Genomic DNA, 22,423 nt, shown 5'->3' on the forward strand with positions numbered 1-22,423 from the left:
GCGGCGCACGCTCATGAGCGGGTTCCGCAGGGGGACGCGGCTCGGTGTCGACGTCGGCAAAGCCCGCGTCGGGGTCGCGAAGTGCGACCCCGACGGGCTGCTCGCGACGCCGGTCGAGACCGTGCCGCGCGACGACGGCTCCGTCGCGCGCATCATCGCCCTCGCCGACGAGCACGGGGCCTTCGAGGTGCTGGTCGGTCTGCCGCTGAACATGAGGGGCGAGGACACCGCCTCGACCCGGGACGCACGGGAGTTCGCGGCGGCGCTGGCCGCGGCATCCGCTCTCCCGGTGAGGCTCGTGGACGAGCGCCTCTCGACGGTCTCCGCACACGCGGCCCTGCGCAGTTCGGGCAGATCCCAGCGTTCGTCGCGTACCATCATTGACCAGGTCGCCGCGGTCGTCCTGCTCCAGCAAGCGCTCGATGTCGAGAAGAGCACCGGCCGTCCGCCCGGAATCACCGTCCCCCAGGAGCCAGCCTGATGCCCGACTCATCGCCTGACGGCGAAGCGATCCCCCAGTCGCGTCGCGCCGCCCGCGAAGCCGCAGCCCGCCGGTCCTCGACCGGCGCCACACCTGCGCAGGCCCCGGCCTCGTCGCCGGCGGCCGCTCCGCCGGCGTCGTGGGAGACGCTCGTCTCCGGGCCGTCGCCGGTGAGCCGGAGCGATTCCGCGCCGTCGCCGGCTCACGCCGCGCCGGCGGGCGACGGCTCCGGCGAGGGATTCCAGCCCGTGCCGATTCGGACCCCGCGACCGGCGGACCCGGTCGGCGCCGAGGGCTCGTCCTCCGACGACGACCCATGGATCTTCGCCGGCGCCGGCGTCGGCCCCGCGATGCCCTACAGCCGCGCCGCGAACGGCACCGCCGCCGGGGCCGCGCCCTCCGCAGCGCGGTCGGCGGCGCCCCGCGGCGACGAGCCGGCGGCGGACTTCGCGAGCGGGACGCTCGAGGAGCTGTTCAGCGGTTCCACCTCGACGGAGGACATCGGAGACGTGCCACCCGCCAAGAACCGGAGGCGCCGGCGCGCCGCGGGGTGGATCGCGCTCGGCGTGGTCCTCGCCATCCTCGGCGGCGTCACCGCCGGCGGCCTCTGGGTGTGGAACACCTATGAGGACAACATCCGCGAGGTCATGGGGTGGGAGGAGCCCAAGGACTACGAGGCGGGCCTGGCCAACGGCGAGGCGTTCGTGACGATCGCCTCGGGCGACACCGGCTCGCCCATCTCGCAGTCGCTGTACGACGCCGGGGTGACCAAGACGCCCGACGCGTTCTACGACTACCTCATCGAGAGCGGGCAGAACCCGAACTTCCAGCCGGGCGTGTTCAAGCTGCAGAAGCAGATGACGAGCAAGGCCGCGCTGGCGGCGCTGCTCGATCCGGCCAACAAGCAGGAGTTCACGGCGCAGATCCCCGAGGGCTTCACGGTGGACGGCACGCTCGAGCGGCTCGCCGAGGGCACCGGGCTGCCGCTGGATCAGCTGCAGGCCGCCGCGGCGGACCCCGCCGCGTACGGCGTGCAGGCCGACAGCCTCGAGGGCTGGCTCTTCCCCGCGACCTACACGTTCGATCCGAGCGTCACCCCCCAGTCGGCGATCCAGACGCTCGTCGACCGCACGGTGCAGTCGCTGGACGAGGCAGGGGTGCCGCCCGAGGATCGTCAGCGCATCCTGACGATCGCGTCGATCATCCAGCGCGAGGCGCGGTTCGAGCAGGACATGCAGAAGGTGTCGACCGTCATCCAGAACCGGCTCGATCCGAGCAACCAGGAGACGTTCGGCAAGCTGCAGATGGACTCCACCGCGCAGTACGGCTACGGCGAGATGCACGACGGGACGGTGAGCTCCTCCGAAGAGGCGCTGAACGACCCCAACCCGTGGAACACCTACGTCCACACGGGGCTGCCGGTCGGACCGATCGCCAACCCCGGCGACGTCGCGATCGACGCGGCCATGCATCCCGCCGAAGGTCCGTGGCTCTACTTCGTCACGGTCAACATGAACACCGGCGAGACCGTCTTCACCGAGACCTACCGCGAGCACCTGCGATACGTCGAGCAGTGGCAGCAGTGGTGCGCCGACAACCCGGACTCGGGGTGCTGACGCCCGGCGCGACGCGTCTGGAGGTATGGGGCGATCCCATCGCGCACAGCCGCTCGCCGCAGCTGCACGCCGCCGCCTACGCGGTGCTGGGCCTGGACTGGTCGTACGGCCGCCGCCGCGTCGACGCAACGTCGTTCGGGCAGGAGCTCGCCGGGCTCGACCGTGAGTGGCGCGGTCTGTCGCTCACGATGCCCCTGAAGGCGGTCGCCTTCGCCGCCGCGGCGACCCGCGACCGCCGGGCCGAGCTCACCGGCGCCGTCAACACGCTCCTGCTGCGGGGCACGGACTCGGGCATGCCCCGCGGCTTCAACACCGACGTCGGCGGCATCGTGCGCGCGCTCTCGGACGACCGGATCACCGTCGTCCCCCGTGCGCGGATCGTGGGAGCGGGCGCCACGGCGACGTCCGCCCTCGTGGCGCTGTCCGAGCTGGGAGCCAGCGAGGTGGAGGTGGCCGCCCGTCGGCCCGAGGCCGTCCACGCTCTGGTGCAGCTCGGGGAGCGGCTCGGCATCGCGATCTCCCCGGCGCCGCTGGCGGCATCCGATCATCCCGCCGTCCCCGTGACGATCGCGACGCTCCCGGGCGAGGCGCAGCTGCCCGCCGCCGTCGCCGATGCGCTCGCGCGCTCGGGCGGGCTGCTCCTGGACGTCGTGTACGGGCACTGGCCGACCGCTCTCTCCGACGCGTGGGAGCGCGCGGGCGCTCCGGCACGGTCGGGCCTGGGCATGCTGCTGCACCAGGCCCTGCTGCAGATCCGCATCTTCCGCCACGGCGACCCCGACATGCCGATGGACCGGGAGGACGAGGCCCTCGCAGCCATGCGCCGCGTGCTCGTCGATCCTCACACGGCGTAACCCGCCCGCCCCGCGTGGGAGACTGGAGCAATGCTCCGCGTGCTCACGGCCGGCGAATCGCACGGCCCAGAACTCGTCGCCATCATGGAGGGACTTCCCGCCGGCGTCCCGATCTCCCGCGCTGCAATCCAGGCGGACCTCGCGCGCCGCAAGCTCGGCTACGGTCGAGGGTCGCGCATGAAGTTCGAGGAGGACGAGCTGACCATCTCGTCCGGCGTGGTCCACGGATCCTCGCTCGGCAGCCCCATCGCGCTGCGCATCGGCAACACCGAGTGGCCGAAGTGGGTCGAGGTCATGAGCGCCGAGCCGGTCGAGCTGACGGAGAAGTCGCGCGGTCGCGGTGCCGCGCTCACCCGCCCGCGCCCCGGACACGCCGACCTCGTCGGCATGCAGAAATACGGCTTCGACGAGGCCCGGCCGATCCTCGAGCGCGCGAGCGCCCGCGAGACGGCCGCTCGCGTGGCGCTCGGCGCCATCGCCCGCGCCTTCCTGGCGGAGCTCGGCATCCGCCTGGTCAGCCACACCCTGTCGATCGGCCCGGTCCGCGTCCCAGAGGGCGCAGCGCTGCCCGCACCCGACGACGTCGAGGTCCTCGACGCCGATCCGCTGCGCTGCTTCGACCCGGCAACGAGCCAGGCGATGGTCGCAGAGGTCGACGCCGCCCGCAAGGACGGCGACACGCTCGGTGGGATCGTCGAGGTGCTCGCCTACGGCCTGCCGCCCGGCCTCGGCTCGCACGTCCACTGGGACCGGCGCCTGGACGCCAAGCTCGCACAGGCGCTCATGAGCATCCAGGCGATCAAGGGCGTCGAAGTCGGCGACGGCTTCGAGACCACGCGCCGGCGCGGATCGGCGGCGCACGACGAGCTGTTCACGGCCGAGGACGGCATCACGCGCTCCAGCGACAAGGCGGGCGGCACCGAGGGCGGCATGTCCACCGGCACAGTGCTGCGCGTGCGCGCCGGCATGAAGCCGATCGCGACGGTGCCCCGCGCCCTGCGCACCGTCGACGTCTCCACCGGAGACGCCGCCTCCGCACACCACCAGCGCTCCGACGTGTGCGCGGTCCCGGCCGCCGGCGTCGTCGCCGAGGCGATGGTCGCCGTCGTCCTGGCGGACGTGGTCCTCGAGAAGTTCGGCGGCGACAGCGTCGCCGAGACGCGTCGCAACATCGAGGGCTTCCTCGCGGCGATCCCCGAGGAGCTGCGCACGGCTGCCCGGAGCGACGCCGGCCTGCTCTCGCATGACGCCGCACTCTGACCCGGTCGTGCTGATCGGCCCGATGGGCTCGGGCAAGACCAGCATCGGCAAGAAGGCGGCGCGGGCACTGGGCGTCCCGTTCTTCGACACCGACGCCGCCGTGGTGCGAGAGCACGGACCGATCGAGCGGCTGTTCGCCGAGCACGGCGAGGAGCACTTCCGCGCGCTCGAGCGCGAGGCGGTCGTCGCCGGGCTCCGCGGCGGCGGCATCGTGTCGCTCGGCGGCGGCGCGGTCATGCACCCGCAGACGCGCGCCGACCTCGCCGGCCATCGGGTCGTGCTGCTGACCGTCACGGCGCGCGTGGTGGCCGGCCGCGTCCGCGACTCGGCCCGCCCGCTGCTGCAGGGCGAGGACGCCGTCCAGCGCTGGACCGCCATCTACGAGCAGCGGCGTCCGGTGTACGAGGAGCTCGCCGACGTGACCTTCGACACGTCGAGCGGACCGGTGCAGGATGTCGTGGACGCCCTCGTGGACTGGGTGCGCGGCGACGCGGCGCACGAGGCGCTCGGGCCCGCCGGGGCCGAGCAGGAGGAGACGGACGTGCCCAGCGAGCGGAGCGAGTCGAGATGACGGATGCCACGACCATCGGCGTGAGCGGCGACGCGCGCTACGACATCACCGTGGGGCGGAGCATCCTGTCGACGCTCGGCGAGGCGCTGCCGCCCGCCGCCCGCAAAGTGCTGGTGGTCCACCCCCCGACGCTCGCGGCGCAGGCCGAGAGCCTGCGCGCGCAGCTGATCGACGACCGCGAGGTGCTCCTCGCCGAGATCCCCGACGCCGAGGCCGGCAAGCGCATCGAGGTCGCCGCGTTCTGCTGGCAGGTGATGGGCAAGGCGGACTTCACCCGCACCGACGCCGTCGTCGGATTCGGCGGCGGAGCGGTGACCGACCTCGCCGGCTTCGTCGCGGCGACCTGGCTCCGCGGCGTCGAGGTCGTGCAGGTGCCGACGACGGTGCTGGGCATGGTCGACGCGGCGGTGGGCGGCAAGACCGGCGTCAACACCGCCGAGGGCAAGAACCTCGTCGGCGCGTTCTGGGCGCCGCGCGCGGTCATCTGCGACCTCGATCTGCTCGATTCGCTCTCGCGCAACGAACTCGTCGCCGGGTACGCCGAGGTGGTCAAGGCGGGCTTCATCTGGGCTCCCGAGATCCTCGACCTCGTCGAGGCCGACGCCGAGGCCGCGGTCGATCCCCGCAGCGACGCGTTCCGGCGCACGATCGAACTCGCCATCGACATGAAGGCGCGGGTCGTGGGGGAGGATCTCCGCGAGGCCGGACTGCGCGAGATCCTCAACTACGGCCACACGCTCGGCCACGCGATCGAGCACGCCGAACGGTACCGCTGGCGCCACGGCGCGGCGATCTCGGTCGGCATGGTGTTCGCCGCCGAGCTCTCGCGGCTGGCGGGACGCCTGCCGGATGCCGCGGCGCAGCGTCACCGCGAGATCCTCGAGACCCTCGGGCTTCCGACGAGCTACCGCCCCGGTGCGTGGCCGCAGCTCCTGGCCACGATGCAGCGCGACAAGAAAAGCAGGGGCGGCATGCTGCGCTTCATCGTGCTGGACGACATCGCCAAGCCCACCGTGCTGCAGGCGCCGGACGAATCCCTGCTGTTCGCGGCCTACCAGGAGGTCGCAGGGTGACGGCGGCGGTCGCGCGACGCGTCCGCGAGGACGAGTGGGCGCGCGTGCGCGACCTCCGGATCCGTGCCGTGGGCGATCCGGACGCCGGCATCGCCTTCCTCTCCACCCCCGAGCAGGAGCTCGCGCACGACGACGAGTTCTGGCGCCGACGGACCCTGGACGCGGCGATCGGCGACGAGGCGGCGCAGTTCGTCGCCGAGGCCGACGGCCGGTGGGTCGGATCGGCCACCGTCCTCGTGCGCGCCGTCGGCACCGTCGACCACACCGGTCGCACCGTGTACACCGCCCGTGCCGACGTCGTCGGCGTCTACGTGAGCCCGGAGCACCGCGGCGCCGGCACGATCGACGCGCTGTTCGACGCCGCCGCCGCGTGGGTCGCCGGGCTCGGCATCCGTCGTCTCACCCTGGACGTCCACGCCGACAACGCCCGTGCGCAGGCCGCCTACCGGCGCAACGGATTCGTCCCCACCGGCGAGACCTTCACGAGCACCATCGGGCCCGAGATCGTGATGGCGCGCGCGCTCTGAACCGGCGAGCCGGACCCACCGGCGCGGCGGCGTCACCCCGGTAGGGTGGGCGCGTGACCGTTCCGCGCCGCCTGCTCCTCGTCAACGGCCCCAACCTGAACCTCCTGGGCACCCGGGAGCCCGCCGTGTACGGGACGGCGACGCTCGCCGACGTCGAGCGAGTGACGACGGATGCCGCGGCCCGCCGCGGCTTCGAGGTCCGTGCCGTGCAGAGCAACCACGAGGGCGTGCTGCTGGATGCCATCCACGCCGCCCGCGAGGACTGCGCCGGCATCGTCATCAACCCGGGCGGGCTCACGCACACCTCGGTGGTGCTGCGCGACGCCCTGTCCGGCGTCGGGCTCCCCGTCGCCGAGGTGCACATCTCCGACATCCTCTCCCGCGAGGAGTTCCGTCACCGTTCGTACGTCGCGGACGTCGCCATCGTCCACGTGATCGGCGAGGGCGTTCCCGGGTACGCCCGGGCGGTGGAGCTTCTCATCGACGCCGTCACAGGCCAGGCCGAGGGCTGACGGACCGGCGGGGGACCGGGCATCCCGTAGAATCGACCGTCGGCGCTCTCCGGCCCCCGGCCTCTTCGCCGGGCGTGACGCCCTCTCCTCTCGAACGAAACGGACCCGCACCCTCATGGCATCCACCGCAGACATCAAGAACGGCGTCGTCCTCAACATCGACGGTCAGCTCTGGAGCGTCGTGGAGTTCCAGCACGTCAAGCCCGGCAAGGGCGGCGCGTTCGTGCGCACCAAGCTCAAGAACGTCATGACCGGCAAGGTCGTCGACAAGACGTTCAACGCCGGCGCCAAGGTCGAGCTCGAGAACGTCGACCGCCGCGACTTCACCTACCTCTACAACGACGGCGAGGGCTTCGTCTTCATGGACGTCGCCGACTACGACCAGATCACGGTCGGCGCGGCGACCGTCGGCGACGCCGCGAACTTCCTGCTCGAGAACCAGCAGGTGCAGATCGCGCTCAACAACGGCAACCCGCTGTACGTCGAGCTCCCGGCATCCGTCGTCCTGGAGATCACCTACACCGAGCCGGGCCTGCAGGGCGACCGCTCGTCGGCCGGCACCAAGCCTGCCACCGTCGAGACCGGTTACGAGATCCAGGTGCCGCTGTTCCTCGAGACCGGAACGAAGGTCAAGGTCGACACCCGCACGGGCGACTACCTCGGCCGCGTCAACTGACGTCGGCGGCTGCTGACGATGAGCGCTCGTTCGAAGGCGCGCAAACGCGCGCTCGACATCCTGTTCCAGGCGGACGTCCGCGGCGACCAGCCGGCGACGATCCTCGCCGCCGAGGCGCGCCGCGCCGCCGGCGAGCCCGCACGCCAGGCCTCGTGGCTGTACGCCCGTGAGATCGTCGACGGGGTGATCGACAACCAGGACGCGATCGACGAGCAGATCACGACGTTCGCGAAGGACTGGTCCCTCGCCCGCATGCCCGCCGTCGACCGCGCCGTGCTGCGCATCGCCACGTGGGAGCTGCTGTACAACGACGAGGTGCCTGCCGCCGTCGCGATCGACGAGGCCGTGGAACTGGCGAAGGAGTTCTCCACCGACGACTCGGGCGCCTTCGTGCACGGCGTGCTCGCACGCATCGCCCGCGCGTCCTGACCGACCCCGGCCGGCCCGGCTGCCCCGACTGTCCGGAGCACTTGCCAGGATGGATGCCGTGACCCCGCCGTTCGTCGACCCGTCGCACATCCGCGGCCTCACCGACGCCGGCTCGTTCGAGCGGGGCCGGGCCTATCTGGCCGAGGGCGCCGTGCAGCAGCTGTCGTGGGACCCGGCGACGTCCGTCATCGAGTCCGCGGTCGCCGGAAGCGGCGGCCGCACCTACCGCTGCCGCGTGCGCCTGGACGCCCAGCGTCCCGACCGCCCGATCGCGGCGACGTCGTGCACCTGCCCCGTGCAGTTCGACTGCAAGCACACCGTCGCCACGCTGCTGGCGAGCAACCGTCTCGCCGGGTCCGCCCCTGCCGCTGGGGAGGGGACGTCGTGGCGCGCGGTCTTCGCCCCCTCGGCGCCCACGCCGACGGAGCACGCGCCGCTCGCACTGGGTGTCGAGCTGCGCCAGCGCGTCCGCCGCGGCGCCTCCACGTGGGCGCCGGCACGGGTCGAGACGGCGACGCCGCGCGGCCTGCACCAGTTCGGCGCCGACGTGCTCGTCGGGCTGCGCCCCCTCCAGAGATCGGACCGGTCCGACGCGTGGATCAAGGGCGCCGTCTCGTGGGACGCGCTGCGCCGACCCGGCACCGCGTTCGACCCCGCGCAGGCGCGGTGGTTCGCCGAGCTCCACAGCATCGGGCGGGACGTCCGCTCCTTCGGTGCGTTCTCCGACGTCTCGGAGTGGCTCACCCTCGACGACATCGAGTCGAGCCTGCTCTGGCCGCATCTGGCCGCGGGGGCGGACCGCGGCATCCCCCTCGTCCCGACGAAGCGGGGCACCGTGGTGACGCTCGCGAGCACCGCGACGGTCGCCGTCCACGCCCGGCGCTCGGCGCGCGGCCTCGACGTCGCCCCGGTGGTCACCATCGACGGCGAGCGGGCGGATGCCGCCACCGTGCGTCCGGTGGGACGCACGGGCGTCTACCGCTTCGCCGTCGCCCGAGAGCGGATCGAGCTCGTGCTGGCGCCCGTCGCGCTCCCCGAGCCGGTGCCTCGGCTGCTCGGCGCGCGCGAGGTCGTCAGAGTGCCCGTCGAGGAGGCCGACGAGTTCCTCCGCGACCATCTCCCGAGGATCGCGCGCCGCGTGAGCGTCGAGGCGCCCGGGATCGATCTGGCGGCACCGTCGCGTCCGCAGCTCGTGCTGCGCGTCCACTTCGAGCCGAACCACCGGCTCGTGTACGCCCTGGCGTGGCGCTACGACGGGAAGGAACTCGGCTTCGACGCCACCGGCGACGACGGGGACGCCGAGACCGAGTCGGAGATCCGCGCCCGGGTCCACGGGCTGTGGAGCGAGCACGCGCCGGTGGACTTCGCCTCCTCGGGCTCGCTCTCGGGCCTGGACGCCGCCGAGTTCTCCTCGCGGCTGCTGCCGCTGCTCGAGGCCGACGCCGACGTCCGCGTGGAGGTCTCCGGCGAGCGCCCGCGGTACCGCGAGCTCACCGGCGACCCGCGCATCGGCGTGCGCACGGTCGAGACGACCGACTCCGACTGGTTCGACCTGGGGGTGGTCGTCACGATCGACGGCCGGCGGATCCCCTTCGGCACGCTGTTCACCGCGCTCGCACGCGGCCGCCGGCGGATCCTGCTCAGCGACGGCGCCTACTTCTCGCTCTCGCACCCCTCGCTGCGACGCCTGCGCGATCTCATCGAAGAGGCGGGCGAGCTCGAGGAGTGGGAGGCCGGCCCCCGGATCAGCAGGTATCAGACGGCCCTGTGGGCGGACTTCGAGGATCTGGCCGACGAAGCGGAACCCGCGGTGGCCTGGCGTGAGACGGTCGACGCGCTGCGCGATGCCGACGGCGTACCGGCCGCGCCGCTCCCGTCCGCTCTGCACGCCGAGCTTCGGCCGTATCAGCGGGCGGGGTACGACTGGCTCGCCTTCCTCTGGCGGCACCGGCTGGGCGGCATCCTCGCCGACGACATGGGCCTGGGCAAGACGCTGCAGCTGCTGGCGCTCATCGCCCACGCGCGCGAGAGCGGCGAGACCCGCCCGTTCCTGGTCGTTGCGCCCACCTCGGTGCTGTCGACGTGGCGCAGTGAGAGCGAGCGGTTCACGCCGGACCTGCGGGTCGAGGTCGTCGACGCCACGCGAGCCAAGCGGCGGCGGTCGCCGGCCGACGCCGCCGGCACGGCCGACGTCGTCGTGACGTCGTACACGCTGCTCCGGCTGGACGAGCGCGAGTTCGCCGGCCTGGAGTGGGCCGGTCTCATCCTCGACGAGGCGCAGTTCGTCAAGAACAGCCGCACCCAGGCGTACCGCGCGGCACGGGATCTCCGCACCGACGTCGTCTTCGCCGTGACCGGCACCCCGCTGGAGAACAGCCTGACCGAGCTGTGGGCGCTGCTCTCGCTCACGGCACCCGGCCTGTTCGCCTCGTCCCGGCGGTTCCGCGAGGAGTACGTGGGCCCCATCGAGAAGGGCAAGGTGCCCGAGAACCAGGAGGGCGGGGCCTACCGTGCCGCTCGGCTGGACCGGCTGCGGCGACGCATCCGGCCGCTCGTGCTGCGGCGCACGAAGGAGCTCGTCGCCGCGGACCTGCCTGCCAAGCAGGAGCAGGAGGTCCGCATCGAGCTGGGCGCCGCCCACCGCGCCCTCTACGACACCGTGCTGCAGCGCGAGCGTCAGAAGGTGCTCGGGCTCCTGGAGGACCTGGATCGCAACCGCTTCATCGTGTTCCGGTCCCTCACGCTGCTGCGGATGCTGAGCCTTGCACCCGAGCTCGTGGATCCCGCGCACGCGAACATCCCGCCGAGCAAGCTCGGCGCCCTCTTCGAGCAGCTGGACGAGGCCCTCGCGGAGGGTCACCGGGCCCTCGTGTTCAGCCAGTTCACGTCGTTCCTCGGCCTCGTCGCCGCCGAGCTGGAGAAGCGCGGGGTGGCCTACGCGTACCTCGACGGGTCCACGCGGGATCGGGATGCCGCCGTGGCCGCGTTCCGCGGGGGAGAGGCCCCGGTGTTCCTCATCAGCCTGAAGGCCGGCGGCTTCGGCCTGACGCTGACCGAGGCCGATTACGTCTTCCTGCTCGACCCGTGGTGGAACCCGGCCGCCGAGGCGCAGGCCGTGGACCGCGCCCACCGCATCGGCCAGCACCGCAGCGTCATGGTCTACCGCCTCATCGCCTCGGGCACGATCGAGGAGAAGGTGATGGCACTGCAGCGGCGCAAGGCGCGGCTGTTCCGCTCGGTCATGGACGACGACGCCCTCTTCGGGCAGGCGCTCACCGCCGACGACATCCGCGGGCTGTTCGACGCCTGAGGACGAGCACACGCGGGTGGATCGGGTTTTGCACGGCCGGTGCGACAGGTGCCCGCGCGAGCCTCGCCTAGAATCATCTGGTTCGACACGGGAGGACACCCATGCGCATCACGGGCCTCGGCCACGCCGGAATGTTCATCGAGACGGCGGGGGGAAGCATCCTCTGCGACCCTGTGATCGGCCCGACCTTCTTCGGGTCGTGGTTCCCGTTCCCCGACAACCGGGGACTCGACTGGGAGCGGTTCGGCAACGCCGACTTCCTCTACGTCTCGCACCGGCACCGCGACCACTTCGACCCGGCGCTCATGGACCGGTACGTGCCCAAGACCATCAAGGTGCTGCTGCCTGAGTACCCGACGGACGACCTCGAGCAGGATCTCCGCAGGCTCGGCTACGACGACATCATCTACACCCAGGCCGGCGTGCCGCTGGAGTTCGGACCGCTCAAGCTGATGGTGACGCCGCTGCGCGCGCCGAGTGACGGCCCGATCGGCGACTCGTCGCTGAGCGTCGACGATGGGACCGCCAGCATCCTGAACCAGAACGACTCGCACCCTCTGGATCTCGAGAAGCTGATGGCGTTCTCCAAGCCGGAGGCGTACTTCACCCAGGTGTCGGGCGCCATCTGGTGGCCGATGGTCTACGACCTGCCGCAGGACGCCAAGCAGAACTTCGCCAAGCTCAAGCGCGACGCGCAGAACAAGCGCGCGATGTACTACATCGAGAAGGTCGACGCCGAGCACGTCTTCCCGATGGCCGGCCCCCCGATGTTCCTGCGCGAGGAGCTCTTCCGCTACAACGGGACGGGGCTCGAGAACGACTCGATCTTCACCGACCAGCGCGAGTTCCTTGCGCACATGAAAGAGCTCCGGCCCGATCAGAAGGGCTACGAGTTCGTGCCCGGCACGGTCGTCGAGCTGAACGACGGCGAGCTCACGGTCACCCAGACGCTGTACACGGATGCCGAGATCGACCGCATCTTCGACGACAAGTGGGCCTACCTCGCCGAGCAGCGCGACTCCCGCCAGGACGAGATCCGCGCGGAGGAGGCGTCGCGGGCCCCGGTGCTCGCGCCGGATGAGATGCTCGCGGCGATCAAGGAGTGGTGGGAGCCGCTGCTGCGCCGCGCCCGCACGATCCGCAACGGCGTGGGCGGCGTGGTGCGCTTCCGCATCGGCGAGCTGGACATGGTCGTCGATTTCCCGAAGGCGAAGGTCCGGGAGTATGCCGGTGAGGAGTGCATCTACTGGTACACGATCCCCGCCGACCTCGTCTCCACCAACATCGCCGACCACGAGATCGACTGGTCGAACTCGATCTTCCTGTCGATGCAGTTCGAGGTGGGCCGCAGCGGCAAGTTCAACGAGTTCCTCACGACCTTCCTCAAGTGCCTCTCGCGCGACCGCATCGAGTACGTCGAGAACTGGTACGCCGAGCAGACCGACCAGACCGAGGACGCCCAGCTCGGCGACTGGCTGGTGCAGCGGCGGTGCCCGCATCTGCGCGCGGACCTCACCAAGACCGGGAAGATCGAGGACGGCGTGCTCACCTGCTCGCTCCACGACTGGAAGTGGGACCTCGCCAGCGGCAAGTGCCTCACCAGCCAGGGACACCCGATCCGCGCGTCGCAGGTGGAGGACGATCGCGCGGCGACAACGCCCGCCGCCTGAACCACCGCGCCGCCGTCTGGTTGTAGCTCATCTACAACCAGACGGCGGTCTGCTGTCGGTGCGGCTGTAGCAGGAGCGTCAATCTCGGGGCGCGCGTATCACTGCGGCTCCGATCGGGTCCTGATCACCGTGCCCGCCATCGCGGGCGATCACACCCGAAGGAGTCACGCCATGACCACCGTCCCCGTCCACGGCGCCGCCGGCGTCGTTCCCGCGTCCGCCGGCCGCCAGAACCCGCTCCGCGCCCTGATCGCCCTCGAGGCACGCGCGGAGTCCGCGCTCAAGGTGTCGCTGCAGCGCTGGAGCATCCCGGCGCTGCGCGTCGCGCTGGGAGCCGTCTTCGTCGTCTTCGGCGCGCTGAAGCTGATCCCCGGCGTGAGCCCCGTCGAGGCGCTGGTGAGCGCCACGTGGGAGAAGCTCACGTTCGGCATGGTCAGCGGCCAGGCCGCGTTGATCGCGACCGCCGTCATCGAGGTGCTCGCCGGAGCCCTGCTCATCGCCGGCGGCGCTTTCGCCCGAATCGGCCTCGTGGTGCTGGCGCTGGCGTTCGTCGGCATCCTGTCGCCGATCGTCCTGCTGCCCGCGGAGGTCTTCGGCCCGGTCGGTCCGACGCTGACCGGCCAGTACATCTTCAAGAACGTCGTGCTGATCGCCGCCGCCCTCGTGGTGGCATCCCGCGTCCTGCGCGGTCCTGCTGCCAGGCACTGACGTCGCCTCCACCGCGTGAAGGCCGGTCCCGTACGGGGCCGGCCTTCGCCGTGCCGTAGGATGGACGACGATCGCAGCAACCTTTAACACCGTCCTGTGAGGCGGAGAAGGGAGCCGGATGAGCACGCGCACCGTGCTGCACGAGGCCGACATCGCCCGGGCACTGACTCGGATCTCGCACGAGATCCTCGAGTCCAACAGAGGCCCCGACGGCCTCGTCCTCCTCGGCATCCCCACCCGCGGCGTCACGCTCGCCCACCGCATCGGCGCGCTCGTCGAGCAGTTCGGCGGAGCTTCGGTCGCCGTCGGCGCGCTGGACGTGACGATGTACCGCGACGATCTGCACCGCAACCCCACGCGCGCACCCCAGCCCACCCAGATCCCCGCGGGCGGCATCGACGGCAAGGTGGTCGTGCTCGTCGACGACGTGCTGTTCTCGGGCCGGAGCATCCGGGCGGCGCTGGATGCCCTGCAGGACATCGGACGACCGGCGGCCGTGCGCCTGGCGACCCTCGTCGACCGGGGCCACCGCGAGCTGCCCATCCGCCCCGACTTCGTCGGGAAGAACCTCCCGAGTGCGCGCGACGAGCGGGTGAACGTCCGTCTCACCGAGACCGACGGCCGCGAGGAGGTGACGATCGAGTCATGAGGCACCTCCTGGACACCCAGACGCTCGGCCGCGAGGACGCCCTGCGCGTGCTCGACGTCGCCGAGGACATGGCCGACACCCAGCAGCGCGAGGTGAAGAAGCTGCCGACGCTGCGCGGCAAGACCGTCGTCAACCTCTTCTTCGAGGACTCGACGCGGACGCGCATCTCGTTCGAGGCGGCCGCCAAGCGCCTGTCCGCCGACGTCATCAACTTCTCCGCGAAGGGCTCGAGCGTCTCCAAGGGGGAGTCGCTGCAGGACACGGCGCAGACGCTGCAGGCGATGGGGGCGGATGCCGTCGTCATCCGTCACGGTGCCTCCGGCGCCCCGCGCACGCTGGCCACGAGCGGGTGGATCAGCGCCGGCGTGGTCAACGCCGGCGACGGCACCCACGAGCATCCCACGCAGGCCCTGCTCGACGCGTTCACGATCCGCAGGCGCCGCTTCGGCCGGGAGAGCCGCGGACGCGACCTCGCCGGGGTCAAGGTCGCCATCGTCGGCGACATCCTGCACTCCCGCGTCGCGCGTTCGAACGTCTGGCTGCTGAACACGCTGGGCGCCGCGGTCACGCTCGTCGCCCCGCCCACGCTCGTCCCGCAGGACATGTCCGGGTGGCCCGTGTCGGTCGTGTACGACCTCGACGAGGCGATCTCCGGCGCTCCGGACGCCCTCATGATGCTCCGCATCCAGCTGGAGCGCATGAACGCGGCGTATTTCCCTACTGAACGGGAGTATTCGCGCCGCTGGGGCCTGGACGCACGCCGCCTGGCCGCGCTCGGAGCCGATAGCATTGTCATGCACCCCGGACCCATGAACCGGGGCCTGGAGATCTCCGCCGAAGCCGCCGATTCGCCGCGCTCGACTGTGCTCGAGCAGGTGGCGAACGGCGTCTCGGTGCGCATGGCCGCGCTCTACCTGCTGCTGGCGGGAGCGGAGCGCACCACGGCCGACGACATCCCTGCGACGGACATCCCCGCGGCGGATCGCACAGCGAAGGAGAACACCCGATGAGCGAGACCTTCCTCTTCCGCGGAGCGCTGATCGAGGGCAGCGGCGCCGCCGACGTGATCGTCTCGGACGGTGTGATCGCCGAGATCGGCGCCGGCCTGAGCCGCATCGGCGCGACGACGGTCGACGTCGGCGGGCTCGTCCTTCTCCCCGGCCTGGTCGACCTGCACACGCATCTCCGCGAGCCCGGGTACGAGGCATCCGAGACGATCCTCACCGGGTCCCGCGCCGCCGCCGCCGGCGGCTACACGGCCGTCTTCGCGATGCCGAACACCTCACCGGTCGCCGACACCGCCGGCGTCGTCGAACAGGAGCTCGCCCTCGGCGAGGCCGCCGGGTACGTCACCGTGCAGCCGATCGGTGCCGTCACCGTCGGGCAGAAGGGCGAGCGCCTGGCCGAGCTCGGCGCGATGGCGGACTCCCGCGCCCGCGTGCGCGTCTTCAGCGACGACGGCTTCTGCGTGTGGGACCCGCTCATCATGCGGCGCGCCCTCGAGTACGTGAAGGCGTTCGACGGCGTCATCGCGCAGCACGCCCAGGACCCCCGGCTGACCGAGGGCGCCCAGATGAACGAGGGCGCCGTGTCGGCCGAGCTCGGCCTCGCCGGCTGGCCCGCCGTCGCCGAGGAGTCGATCATCGCGCGCGACGTCCTCCTCGCCGAGCACGTCGGCTCGCGCCTGCACGTGTGCCACCTGTCGACGGCCGGTTCGGTCGAGATCATCCGCTGGGCCAAGAAGCGGGGCGTCGACGTCACCGCCGAGGTCACCCCCCACCACCTCCTCCTCACCGACGAACTGGTGCGCGACTACGACGCGCGCTTCAAGGTGAACCCGCCGCTGCGCCGCGAGGAGGACGTGATCGCGGTGCGCGAGGGCCTGGCCGACGGCACGATCGACATCGTCGCCACCGATCACGCGCCGCATCCGGCGGAGGCGAAGGCCTGCGAGTGGCACGCGGCCGCGAACGGCATGGTGGGGCTGGAGAGCGCGCTGCGGGTCGTGCAGCAGTCGATGGTCGACACGGGTCTCATCACCTGGGGAGACGTCGCACGGGTCATGTCGCGGGAGCCCGCGCGCATCGGCCGGCTCTCGGGCCACGGCACTCCGCTCACCGAGGGCCAGCCCGCCTCCCTGACGTTCTACGACCCCTCGCCGCGGCGCACCTTCACCGCCGGTGACCTCCGCGGCCGCAGCGTCAACTCGCCCTACCTCGGGCGGGAACTCCCGGGCGACGTGCGGTGGACCCTCCACGGCGGCACGGCCACGGTCGCCGACGGCGTCCTCCTGGACGCACCGGGGGTCCGCGGATGACCCGTGAAGGCGCACTGGGCATCATCGTCGCCGTCACGGTCGTGCTCCTCGCCCTGCTCGTCTGGGCATGGCGACGACGCACCCGTCGTGACGCGCATCTCGCCGCTCCCGTGGGCGAGATCCCCCCGGGCGCCACCACCCGTTCGTCGTGGCCCGCGCTCTACGTGGCGACCACCCGGCACGGCCAGCCGCTGGAGCGCCTCGCCATCGGCGGCCTGGGCTTCCGCTCGCGGTCCGACGTCACGGTGACCGACGCCGGCATCGCCCTCGACGTGACCGGCAGGCCGCGGGTCTTCCTCGCCGCCGACCGGATCCAGGACGTCGCGCAGGCGACGGTGGCGATCGACCGCGTGGTCGAGCGCGACGGCCTCGTCCGCCTCGCCTGGCGCCTCGACGACGGCACCGTCGTCGACTCCTACTTCCGACCTCAGGATGCCTCCGCCCGCGCCCTCGCCGACGCCATGGCCACCATCCTTCCCCCGACCCAGACGGGAACACGCGCATGAACTCCCTCTTCCAGACCGACCCCGCCGTCCTGGTGCTCGAGGACGGCACCCGCCACGTCGGGCGCGCCTACGGTGCCATCGGCACGACACTCGGCGAGGTCGTCTTCTCCACCGGGATGACCGGCTACCAGGAGACCCTCACCGACCCCTCGTACGCGGGCCAGATCGTGCTGCAGACCGCTCCCCACATCGGCAACACCGGCATGAACCGCGAGGACCCCGAGTCACGGCGCATCTGGGTGTCCGGGTACATCGTGCGCGACCCCTCGCGCGTGGTGTCGAACTGGCGGGCCGACGAGTCGCTCGACGACGCGCTCGTGAACGACGGCGTGGTCGGCATCAGCGGCATCGACACGCGCGCCGTCACGCGCCACATCCGGTCGGCCGGAAGCATGCGCGGCGGCGTCTTCTCCGGCGAGGCCGCGGGAATCGACCCGGAGGAGCAGCTGCGCCTCGTCCGCGAGGCGCCCGAGATGGCGGGCCGGAACCTCTCGGCCGAGGTGTCGGTCGCGGCCGCCGAGGTCACGAAGGCGACGGGGGAGCGGATCGGCAACCTCGCGGTGCTCGACCTCGGCGTCAAGCGGGCCACGGTCGACAACCTCGCGGCACGGGGCTTCGACGTCCACGTGCTGCCGCAGGACGTCTCCATCGACGACATCCGCGCGATCGACCCGGTCGCGGTGTTCTACTCGAACGGCCCCGGCGACCCCGCCGCCTCGGGGGATCACGTCGACCTCCTCCGCGGCGTCCTCGACGACGGCCTGCCGTTCTTCGGCATCTGCTTCGGCAATCAGCTGCTGGGGCGCGCCCTCGGACTCGGCACGTACAAGCTGCCGTTCGGCCACCGCGGGATCAACCAGCCGGTCCTCGACAAGGCCACCGGCCGCGTCGAGATCACCGCGCACAACCACGGTTTCGCCGTCGACGCCCCGGTCGAGGGCGCGTTCGACAGCCCGAACGGCTACGGCCGCATCGAGGTGAGCCATGTCGGCCTGAACGACCAGGTCGTCGAGGGACTGCGCGCGCTGGACATCCCGGCGTTCTCGGTCCAGTACCACCCCGAGGCGGCGGCCGGCCCGCACGACGCCAATTACCTGTTCGACCGCTTCCGCGACCTGGTCGTCGCGACCCTGGAGACCAAGAAGAATGCCTAAGCGCGACGACATCCACTCCGTCCTCGTCATCGGATCCGGTCCGATCGTCATCGGCCAGGCGGCCGAGTTCGACTACTCCGGCACGCAGGCCTGCCGCGTGCTGCGCGAAGAGGGCATCCGGGTCATCCTGGTCAACCCCAACCCGGCCACGATCATGACCGACCCCGACTTCGCCGATGCCACCTACATCGAGCCGATCACCCCCGAGGTGATCGAGACGATCCTCGCCAAGGAGAAGCCGGACGCCATCCTGCCGACGCTCGGCGGGCAGACCGCCCTCAACGCGGCGATGGCTCTCCACGATCGCGGCATCCTGGACAAGTACGGCGTCGAGCTCATCGGCGCGAAGGTCGACGCCATCCGCAAGGGCGAGGACCGCCAGATCTTCAAGGAGCTCGTCCTCGAGGCGGGCGCCGACGTGGCCCAGTCCGTCATCTGCCACTCGATGGACGACCTGATCGAGGGCGCGGAGAAGCTCGGATACCCGCTGGTGGTGCGTCCGTCCTTCACGATGGGCGGCCTCGGCTCGGGCTTCGCGTACGACGAGGCCGACCTCCGCCGCATCGGCGGTGCCGGCCTGCACGACTCGCCCACGAACGAGGTGCTCCTGGAGGAGTCCATCCTCGGGTGGAAGGAGTACGAGCTCGAGCTCATGCGCGACACCGCCGACAACACGGTCGTCGTCTGCTCCATCGAGAACGTCGACCCGGTCGGCGTCCACACCGGCGACTCGATCACCGTCGCCCCCGCTCTCACCCTCACCGACCGCGAGTACCAGAAGCTCCGCGACATCGGCATCGACATCATCCGGGCCGTCGGCGTCGACACCGGCGGGTGCAACATCCAGTTCGCCGTCGACCCCGCGACCGGGCGCATCATCGTCATCGAGATGAACCCGCGCGTGTCGCGCTCGTCGGCGCTGGCCTCGAAGGCGACGGGATTCCCCATCGCGAAGATCGCCGCGAAGCTGGCGATCGGCTACCGCCTCGACGAGATTCCCAACGACATCACGAAGGTGACGCCGGCGAGCTTCGAACCGACGCTGGACTACATCGTGGTAAAGGTCCCGCGCTTCAACTTCGAGAAGTTCCCGGCCGCCGACACCACGCTCACGACCACCATGAAGTCGGTCGGCGAGGCCATGGCGATCGGTCGCAACTACGCCACGGCCCTGCAGAAGGCGCTCCGCTCGCTCGAGAAGCGCGGCTCGAGCTTCCACTGGGGCGACGAGGACCGGTCGGTGGCCGAGCTCCTGGAGATCGCGAAGACGCCCACCGACGGCCGCATCGTCGTCCTGCAGCAGGCGCTTCGCAAGGGGGCCACCGTCGAGCAGGCCTTCGACGCCACCAAGATCGACCCGTGGTTCCTCGACCAGATCGTGCTCATCAACGAGGTCGCCGAGTTCGTGCGCCGGGCGGGGGAGTTGGATGCCGCCACCCTCCGCATCGCGAAGGAGCACGGCTTCAGCGACGCCCAGATCGCGCAGCTGCGCGGCGACACGGAGGCCGAGGTGCGGGGCGTCCGCCACGGGCTGGGCATCCGCCCGGTCTACAAGACCGTCGACACCTGCGCGGGGGAGTTCCCGGCGCTCACGCCCTACCACTACTCCAGCTACGACGCCGAGACCGAGGTGTCCGCCTCCGAGCGCACCAAGGTCGTCATCATCGGCTCGGGCCCCAACCGCATCGGGCAGGGCGTCGAGTTCGACTACTCGTGCGTGCACGCGTCGTTCGCGCTCGCCGACGCCGGCTACGAGACCATCATGGTCAACTGCAACCCCGAGACGGTCTCGACCGACTACGACACCTCCGACCGCCTCTACTTCGAGCCGCTGACGCTCGAGGACGTGCTGGAGGTGCTGCACGCGGAGTCCCGGTCGGGGAGGATCCTCGGCGTCATCTGCCAGCTCGGCGGCCAGACGCCGCTGGGCCTGGCCAAGGGCATCGAGGAGGCCGGCTACACGATCCTCGGCACGAAGCCCGCAGCGATCGACCTGGCGGAGGAGCGCGAGCAGTTCTCGCGCCTGCTCGACGACGCCGGGCTCGTCGCGCCGCGCAACGGCACCGCGATCGACGTCGAGGGCGCTGTCGCCGTGGCCGAGGAGATCGGCTACCCGGTCCTCGTGCGCCCGAGCTTCGTGCTGGGCGGCCGCGGCATGGAGATCGTGTACTCGACCGAGGCGCTGCGCGACTACTTCGTGCGCATCGCCGACCAGGCCATCATCGGCCCCGGCCTTCCGCTGCTCGTGGACCGGTTCCTCGACGACGCCATCGAGATCGACGTCGACGCGCTGTTCGACGGTGAGGAGCTCTACATCGGCGGCGTGATGGAGCACCTCGAGGAGGCCGGCATCCACTCCGGCGACTCGTCGTGCACGCTGCCGCCGGTGAGCCTCGGACGCACCGACATCGACCGCGTGCGCGAGGCGACGCGCGCCATCGCCGAGGGCGTGGGCGTGCGGGGCCTGCTCAACGTGCAGTTCGCCATCTCGGCCGGCGTCCTCTACGTCATCGAGGCGAACCCGCGCGCCAGCCGCACGGTGCCGTTCGTGTCGAAGGCGCTGGGCATCCCGCTGGCCAAGGCCGCCGCACGCGTCATGGCCGGCGCGACGATCGCCGAGCTGCGGGGCGAGGGCATGCTGCCCGAGCAGGACGGCTCGCGCGTGCCCCTGGACGCCCCGGTCGCCGTCAAGGAGGCCGTGCTGCCGTTCAAGCGGTTCCGCACGGCGGACGGCCAGACGGTGGACTCGGTCCTCGGCCCCGAGATGCGCTCCACGGGCGAGGTGATGGGGATCGACCGCGACTTCCCGACCGCGTTCGCGAAGTCCCAGGAGGCGGCCTACGGCGGCATGCCGCAGTCGGGCACCGTGTTCATCTCGGTGGCCGACAGCGACAAGCGCGCCGTGATCCTGCCCGCCCACCGGCTGCAGGAGCTGGGCTTCGACCTCGTCGCCACGGAGGGCACCGCCGAGATCCTCGCCCGCAACGGCATCGCGGTCGACGTCGTCCGCAAGTACTCCGAGACGCACGGCTCCGGCGACACGAACATCGTCGACCTCATCAACGCCGGCGAGATCGACATCGTCGTGAACACCCCCTCGGGAGGAGCGGCGCGCGCCGACGGCTACGAGATCCGCGCCGCGGCCGTCGCCGGCGACAAGGCGCTGTTCACCACGATGGCCGTCCTCGGAGCGGCGGTCAGCGCGCTGCCGGTGCTGCGCGACGGCTTCGACGTGAAGAGCCTGCAGGAGTACGCCGCCGACCGGCGGGCGGACGCATGACCTCATTCGGCGAGCGCATCCGCGCCGAGATGGCGGCGCACGGGCAGCTGTGCGTCGGCATCGACCCGCACGCGCACCTGCTCGCCGAGTGGGGGCTGGATGCCTCGCCCGCGGGCGTGCGCGAGTTCGGCCTCCGCGTGGTGGAGGCCGCCGCGGGACGCGTGGCCGTGGTCAAGCCGCAGGTGTCGTTCTTCGAGCGCTTCGGATCGGCGGGGATCGCCGCGCTGGAGGACGTGCTCGCCGCCGGCCGCGAGGCCGGGCTCGTGGTCATCGCCGACGCCAAGCGCGGCGACATCGGCTCGACGATGGACGCGTACGCCGAGGCGTGGCTCGAACCCGGGTCGCCTCTGGAGGCGGACGCGGTCACGGTGAGCCCGTTCCTCGGCGTCGGGGCGCTGGAGGGCACGTTCGAGCTCGCGCAGCGCCACGGCAAGGGCGTCTTCGTGCTCGCCGCGACCAGCAATCCCGAGGCGCTGACCCTGCAGCGCGCGCATCACGCGGGCGGCGAGACCGTCTCCGCCGCCATCGTGCGGGAGGTCTCCGCGCGCAACGCCGCCGTGACGCCGGACGGCCGGTGGGGGAGCCTCGGCTTCGTCGTCGGGGGCACCGTGGACTGGGCGGATGCCGGGCTCCGGCCGTTCTCCCCGGTGGCGCCGATCCTGGGTCCCGGCTTCGGGCACCAGGGCGCCGAGCCGCACCAGCTCCGCGCGCGCTTCGGCGCGCTGTCGCAAGCGGTGATAGCGTCGGAGAGCCGCAGCATCCTGGCTGCCGGACCCGACCGGCTCGCCGCGCGCATCTCCGAGCGCGCCCTTCTCTACCGTGGTGAGTGA

The 22,423-nt window shown here is 71.6% G+C and carries 20 protein-coding genes; all 20 read left to right on the top strand.

Features of this window, described 5'->3' with window-relative positions; all coding sequences use genetic code 11:
- Positions 1-13 precede the first annotated feature (13 nt).
- The 20 genes from ruvX to pyrF all read left to right on the top strand — a co-directional run bounded on the left by ruvX (position 14) and on the right by pyrF (position 22,423).
- Positions 14-481, top strand: coding sequence for a Holliday junction resolvase RuvX (ruvX, locus tag ACZBH1_RS15890; RefSeq protein WP_378880838.1), 468 nt, complete (start codon positions 14-16; stop codon positions 479-481).
- Positions 481-2,097: an endolytic transglycosylase MltG gene (mltG, locus tag ACZBH1_RS15895; protein ID WP_463646915.1), complete on the top strand. Its 1,617-nt coding sequence runs from the start codon at positions 481-483 to the stop codon at positions 2,095-2,097. Before ruvX ends, mltG begins: the two co-directional genes overlap by 1 nt.
- Positions 2,064-2,951, top strand: a complete 888-nt coding sequence (locus tag ACZBH1_RS15900; protein WP_463646916.1) for a shikimate dehydrogenase family protein — start codon at positions 2,064-2,066, stop codon at positions 2,949-2,951. Before mltG ends, ACZBH1_RS15900 begins: the two co-directional genes overlap by 34 nt.
- A gap of 30 nt (positions 2,952-2,981) precedes the next feature.
- Entirely contained in the window at positions 2,982-4,211 is a 1,230-nt protein-coding gene (gene aroC, locus ACZBH1_RS15905; RefSeq protein WP_463646917.1) for a chorismate synthase, read from the top strand.
- On the top strand, positions 4,195-4,782 hold the full coding sequence (locus ACZBH1_RS15910; protein ID WP_378880826.1) for a shikimate kinase: 588 nt from the start codon (positions 4,195-4,197) through the stop codon (positions 4,780-4,782). The genes aroC and ACZBH1_RS15910 overlap by 17 nt, the downstream gene beginning before the upstream one ends.
- A complete protein-coding gene (gene aroB / locus ACZBH1_RS15915) occupies positions 4,779-5,855 on the top strand; it encodes a 3-dehydroquinate synthase (protein WP_463646918.1) in 1,077 nt (358 codons plus the stop codon). Before ACZBH1_RS15910 ends, aroB begins: the two co-directional genes overlap by 4 nt.
- Positions 5,852-6,382: a GNAT family N-acetyltransferase gene (locus ACZBH1_RS15920; RefSeq protein ID WP_378880821.1), complete on the top strand. Its 531-nt coding sequence runs from the start codon at positions 5,852-5,854 to the stop codon at positions 6,380-6,382. The genes aroB and ACZBH1_RS15920 overlap by 4 nt, the downstream gene beginning before the upstream one ends.
- 53 nt (positions 6,383-6,435) lie before the next feature.
- Positions 6,436-6,894, top strand: coding sequence for a type II 3-dehydroquinate dehydratase (locus ACZBH1_RS15925; protein WP_378880819.1), 459 nt, complete (start codon positions 6,436-6,438; stop codon positions 6,892-6,894).
- A 115-nt stretch (positions 6,895-7,009) separates the two neighbouring features.
- Complete coding sequence (gene efp / locus ACZBH1_RS15930) at positions 7,010-7,570, top strand: elongation factor P (RefSeq protein ID WP_336397984.1); 561 nt, start codon at positions 7,010-7,012, stop codon at positions 7,568-7,570.
- A gap of 18 nt (positions 7,571-7,588) precedes the next feature.
- Positions 7,589-7,999: a transcription antitermination factor NusB gene (gene nusB, locus ACZBH1_RS15935; protein WP_378880815.1), complete on the top strand. Its 411-nt coding sequence runs from the start codon at positions 7,589-7,591 to the stop codon at positions 7,997-7,999.
- A gap of 58 nt (positions 8,000-8,057) precedes the next feature.
- Complete coding sequence (locus tag ACZBH1_RS15940) at positions 8,058-11,309, top strand: DEAD/DEAH box helicase (protein WP_463646919.1); 3,252 nt, start codon at positions 8,058-8,060, stop codon at positions 11,307-11,309.
- Between the two features lie 101 nt (positions 11,310-11,410).
- Positions 11,411-12,979, top strand: a complete 1,569-nt coding sequence (locus ACZBH1_RS15945) for a Rieske 2Fe-2S domain-containing protein (protein WP_378880809.1) — start codon at positions 11,411-11,413, stop codon at positions 12,977-12,979.
- A gap of 171 nt (positions 12,980-13,150) precedes the next feature.
- Positions 13,151-13,687, top strand: coding sequence for a DoxX family protein (locus ACZBH1_RS15950; protein ID WP_336397981.1), 537 nt, complete (start codon positions 13,151-13,153; stop codon positions 13,685-13,687).
- Positions 13,688-13,805: 118 nt separating this feature from the next.
- Positions 13,806-14,336, top strand: coding sequence for a bifunctional pyr operon transcriptional regulator/uracil phosphoribosyltransferase PyrR (gene pyrR / locus ACZBH1_RS15955; RefSeq protein ID WP_336397980.1), 531 nt, complete (start codon positions 13,806-13,808; stop codon positions 14,334-14,336).
- Entirely contained in the window at positions 14,333-15,346 is a 1,014-nt protein-coding gene (locus ACZBH1_RS15960; protein WP_378880806.1) for an aspartate carbamoyltransferase catalytic subunit, read from the top strand. The genes pyrR and ACZBH1_RS15960 overlap by 4 nt, the downstream gene beginning before the upstream one ends.
- Entirely contained in the window at positions 15,343-16,653 is a 1,311-nt protein-coding gene (locus ACZBH1_RS15965) for a dihydroorotase (RefSeq protein ID WP_463646920.1), read from the top strand. Before ACZBH1_RS15960 ends, ACZBH1_RS15965 begins: the two co-directional genes overlap by 4 nt.
- The gene (locus tag ACZBH1_RS15970; RefSeq protein WP_463646921.1) at positions 16,650-17,159 is read left to right on the top strand and encodes a PH-like domain-containing protein; all 510 of its coding nucleotides are present in this window, start codon (positions 16,650-16,652) and stop codon (positions 17,157-17,159) included. Before ACZBH1_RS15965 ends, ACZBH1_RS15970 begins: the two co-directional genes overlap by 4 nt.
- Positions 17,156-18,313, top strand: coding sequence for a glutamine-hydrolyzing carbamoyl-phosphate synthase small subunit (carA, locus tag ACZBH1_RS15975; protein WP_336397976.1), 1,158 nt, complete (start codon positions 17,156-17,158; stop codon positions 18,311-18,313). Before ACZBH1_RS15970 ends, carA begins: the two co-directional genes overlap by 4 nt.
- Positions 18,306-21,593 carry a carbamoyl-phosphate synthase large subunit gene (gene carB / locus ACZBH1_RS15980; RefSeq protein ID WP_378880799.1) on the top strand — a complete coding sequence of 1,096 codons (3,288 nt, stop codon included), beginning with the start codon at positions 18,306-18,308 and terminating at the stop codon, positions 21,591-21,593. The genes carA and carB overlap by 8 nt, the downstream gene beginning before the upstream one ends.
- On the top strand, positions 21,590-22,423 hold the full coding sequence (pyrF, locus tag ACZBH1_RS15985; RefSeq protein ID WP_336397974.1) for an orotidine-5'-phosphate decarboxylase: 834 nt from the start codon (positions 21,590-21,592) through the stop codon (positions 22,421-22,423). Before carB ends, pyrF begins: the two co-directional genes overlap by 4 nt.

The sequence above is a fragment of the Microbacterium sp. ZXT2-5 genome (genome assembly GCF_055329545.1).

What these genes read in the sequence shown, in the direction of transcription:
- ACZBH1_RS15945 (WP_378880809.1), top strand. Translation starts at nt 11,411, where the DNA reads ATGCGCATCACGGGCCTCGGCCACGCCGGAATGTTCATCGAGACGGCG.
- mltG (WP_463646915.1), top strand. Translation starts at nt 481, where the DNA reads ATGCCCGACTCATCGCCTGACGGCGAAGCGATCCCCCAGTCGCGTCGC.
- ACZBH1_RS15965 (WP_463646920.1), top strand. Translation starts at nt 15,343, where the DNA reads ATGAGCGAGACCTTCCTCTTCCGCGGAGCGCTGATCGAGGGCAGCGGC.
- nusB (WP_378880815.1), top strand. Translation starts at nt 7,589, where the DNA reads ATGAGCGCTCGTTCGAAGGCGCGCAAACGCGCGCTCGACATCCTGTTC.
- carB (WP_378880799.1), top strand. Translation starts at nt 18,306, where the DNA reads ATGCCTAAGCGCGACGACATCCACTCCGTCCTCGTCATCGGATCCGGT.
- aroB (WP_463646918.1), top strand. Translation starts at nt 4,779, where the DNA reads ATGACGGATGCCACGACCATCGGCGTGAGCGGCGACGCGCGCTACGAC.
- pyrF (WP_336397974.1), top strand. Translation starts at nt 21,590, where the DNA reads ATGACCTCATTCGGCGAGCGCATCCGCGCCGAGATGGCGGCGCACGGG.
- carA (WP_336397976.1), top strand. Translation starts at nt 17,156, where the DNA reads ATGAACTCCCTCTTCCAGACCGACCCCGCCGTCCTGGTGCTCGAGGAC.
- ACZBH1_RS15970 (WP_463646921.1), top strand. Translation starts at nt 16,650, where the DNA reads ATGACCCGTGAAGGCGCACTGGGCATCATCGTCGCCGTCACGGTCGTG.
- ACZBH1_RS15950 (WP_336397981.1), top strand. Translation starts at nt 13,151, where the DNA reads ATGACCACCGTCCCCGTCCACGGCGCCGCCGGCGTCGTTCCCGCGTCC.
- aroC (WP_463646917.1), top strand. Translation starts at nt 2,982, where the DNA reads ATGCTCCGCGTGCTCACGGCCGGCGAATCGCACGGCCCAGAACTCGTC.
- ACZBH1_RS15910 (WP_378880826.1), top strand. Translation starts at nt 4,195, where the DNA reads ATGACGCCGCACTCTGACCCGGTCGTGCTGATCGGCCCGATGGGCTCG.
- pyrR (WP_336397980.1), top strand. Translation starts at nt 13,806, where the DNA reads ATGAGCACGCGCACCGTGCTGCACGAGGCCGACATCGCCCGGGCACTG.
- ruvX (WP_378880838.1), top strand. Translation starts at nt 14, where the DNA reads ATGAGCGGGTTCCGCAGGGGGACGCGGCTCGGTGTCGACGTCGGCAAA.
- efp (WP_336397984.1), top strand. Translation starts at nt 7,010, where the DNA reads ATGGCATCCACCGCAGACATCAAGAACGGCGTCGTCCTCAACATCGAC.
- ACZBH1_RS15960 (WP_378880806.1), top strand. Translation starts at nt 14,333, where the DNA reads ATGAGGCACCTCCTGGACACCCAGACGCTCGGCCGCGAGGACGCCCTG.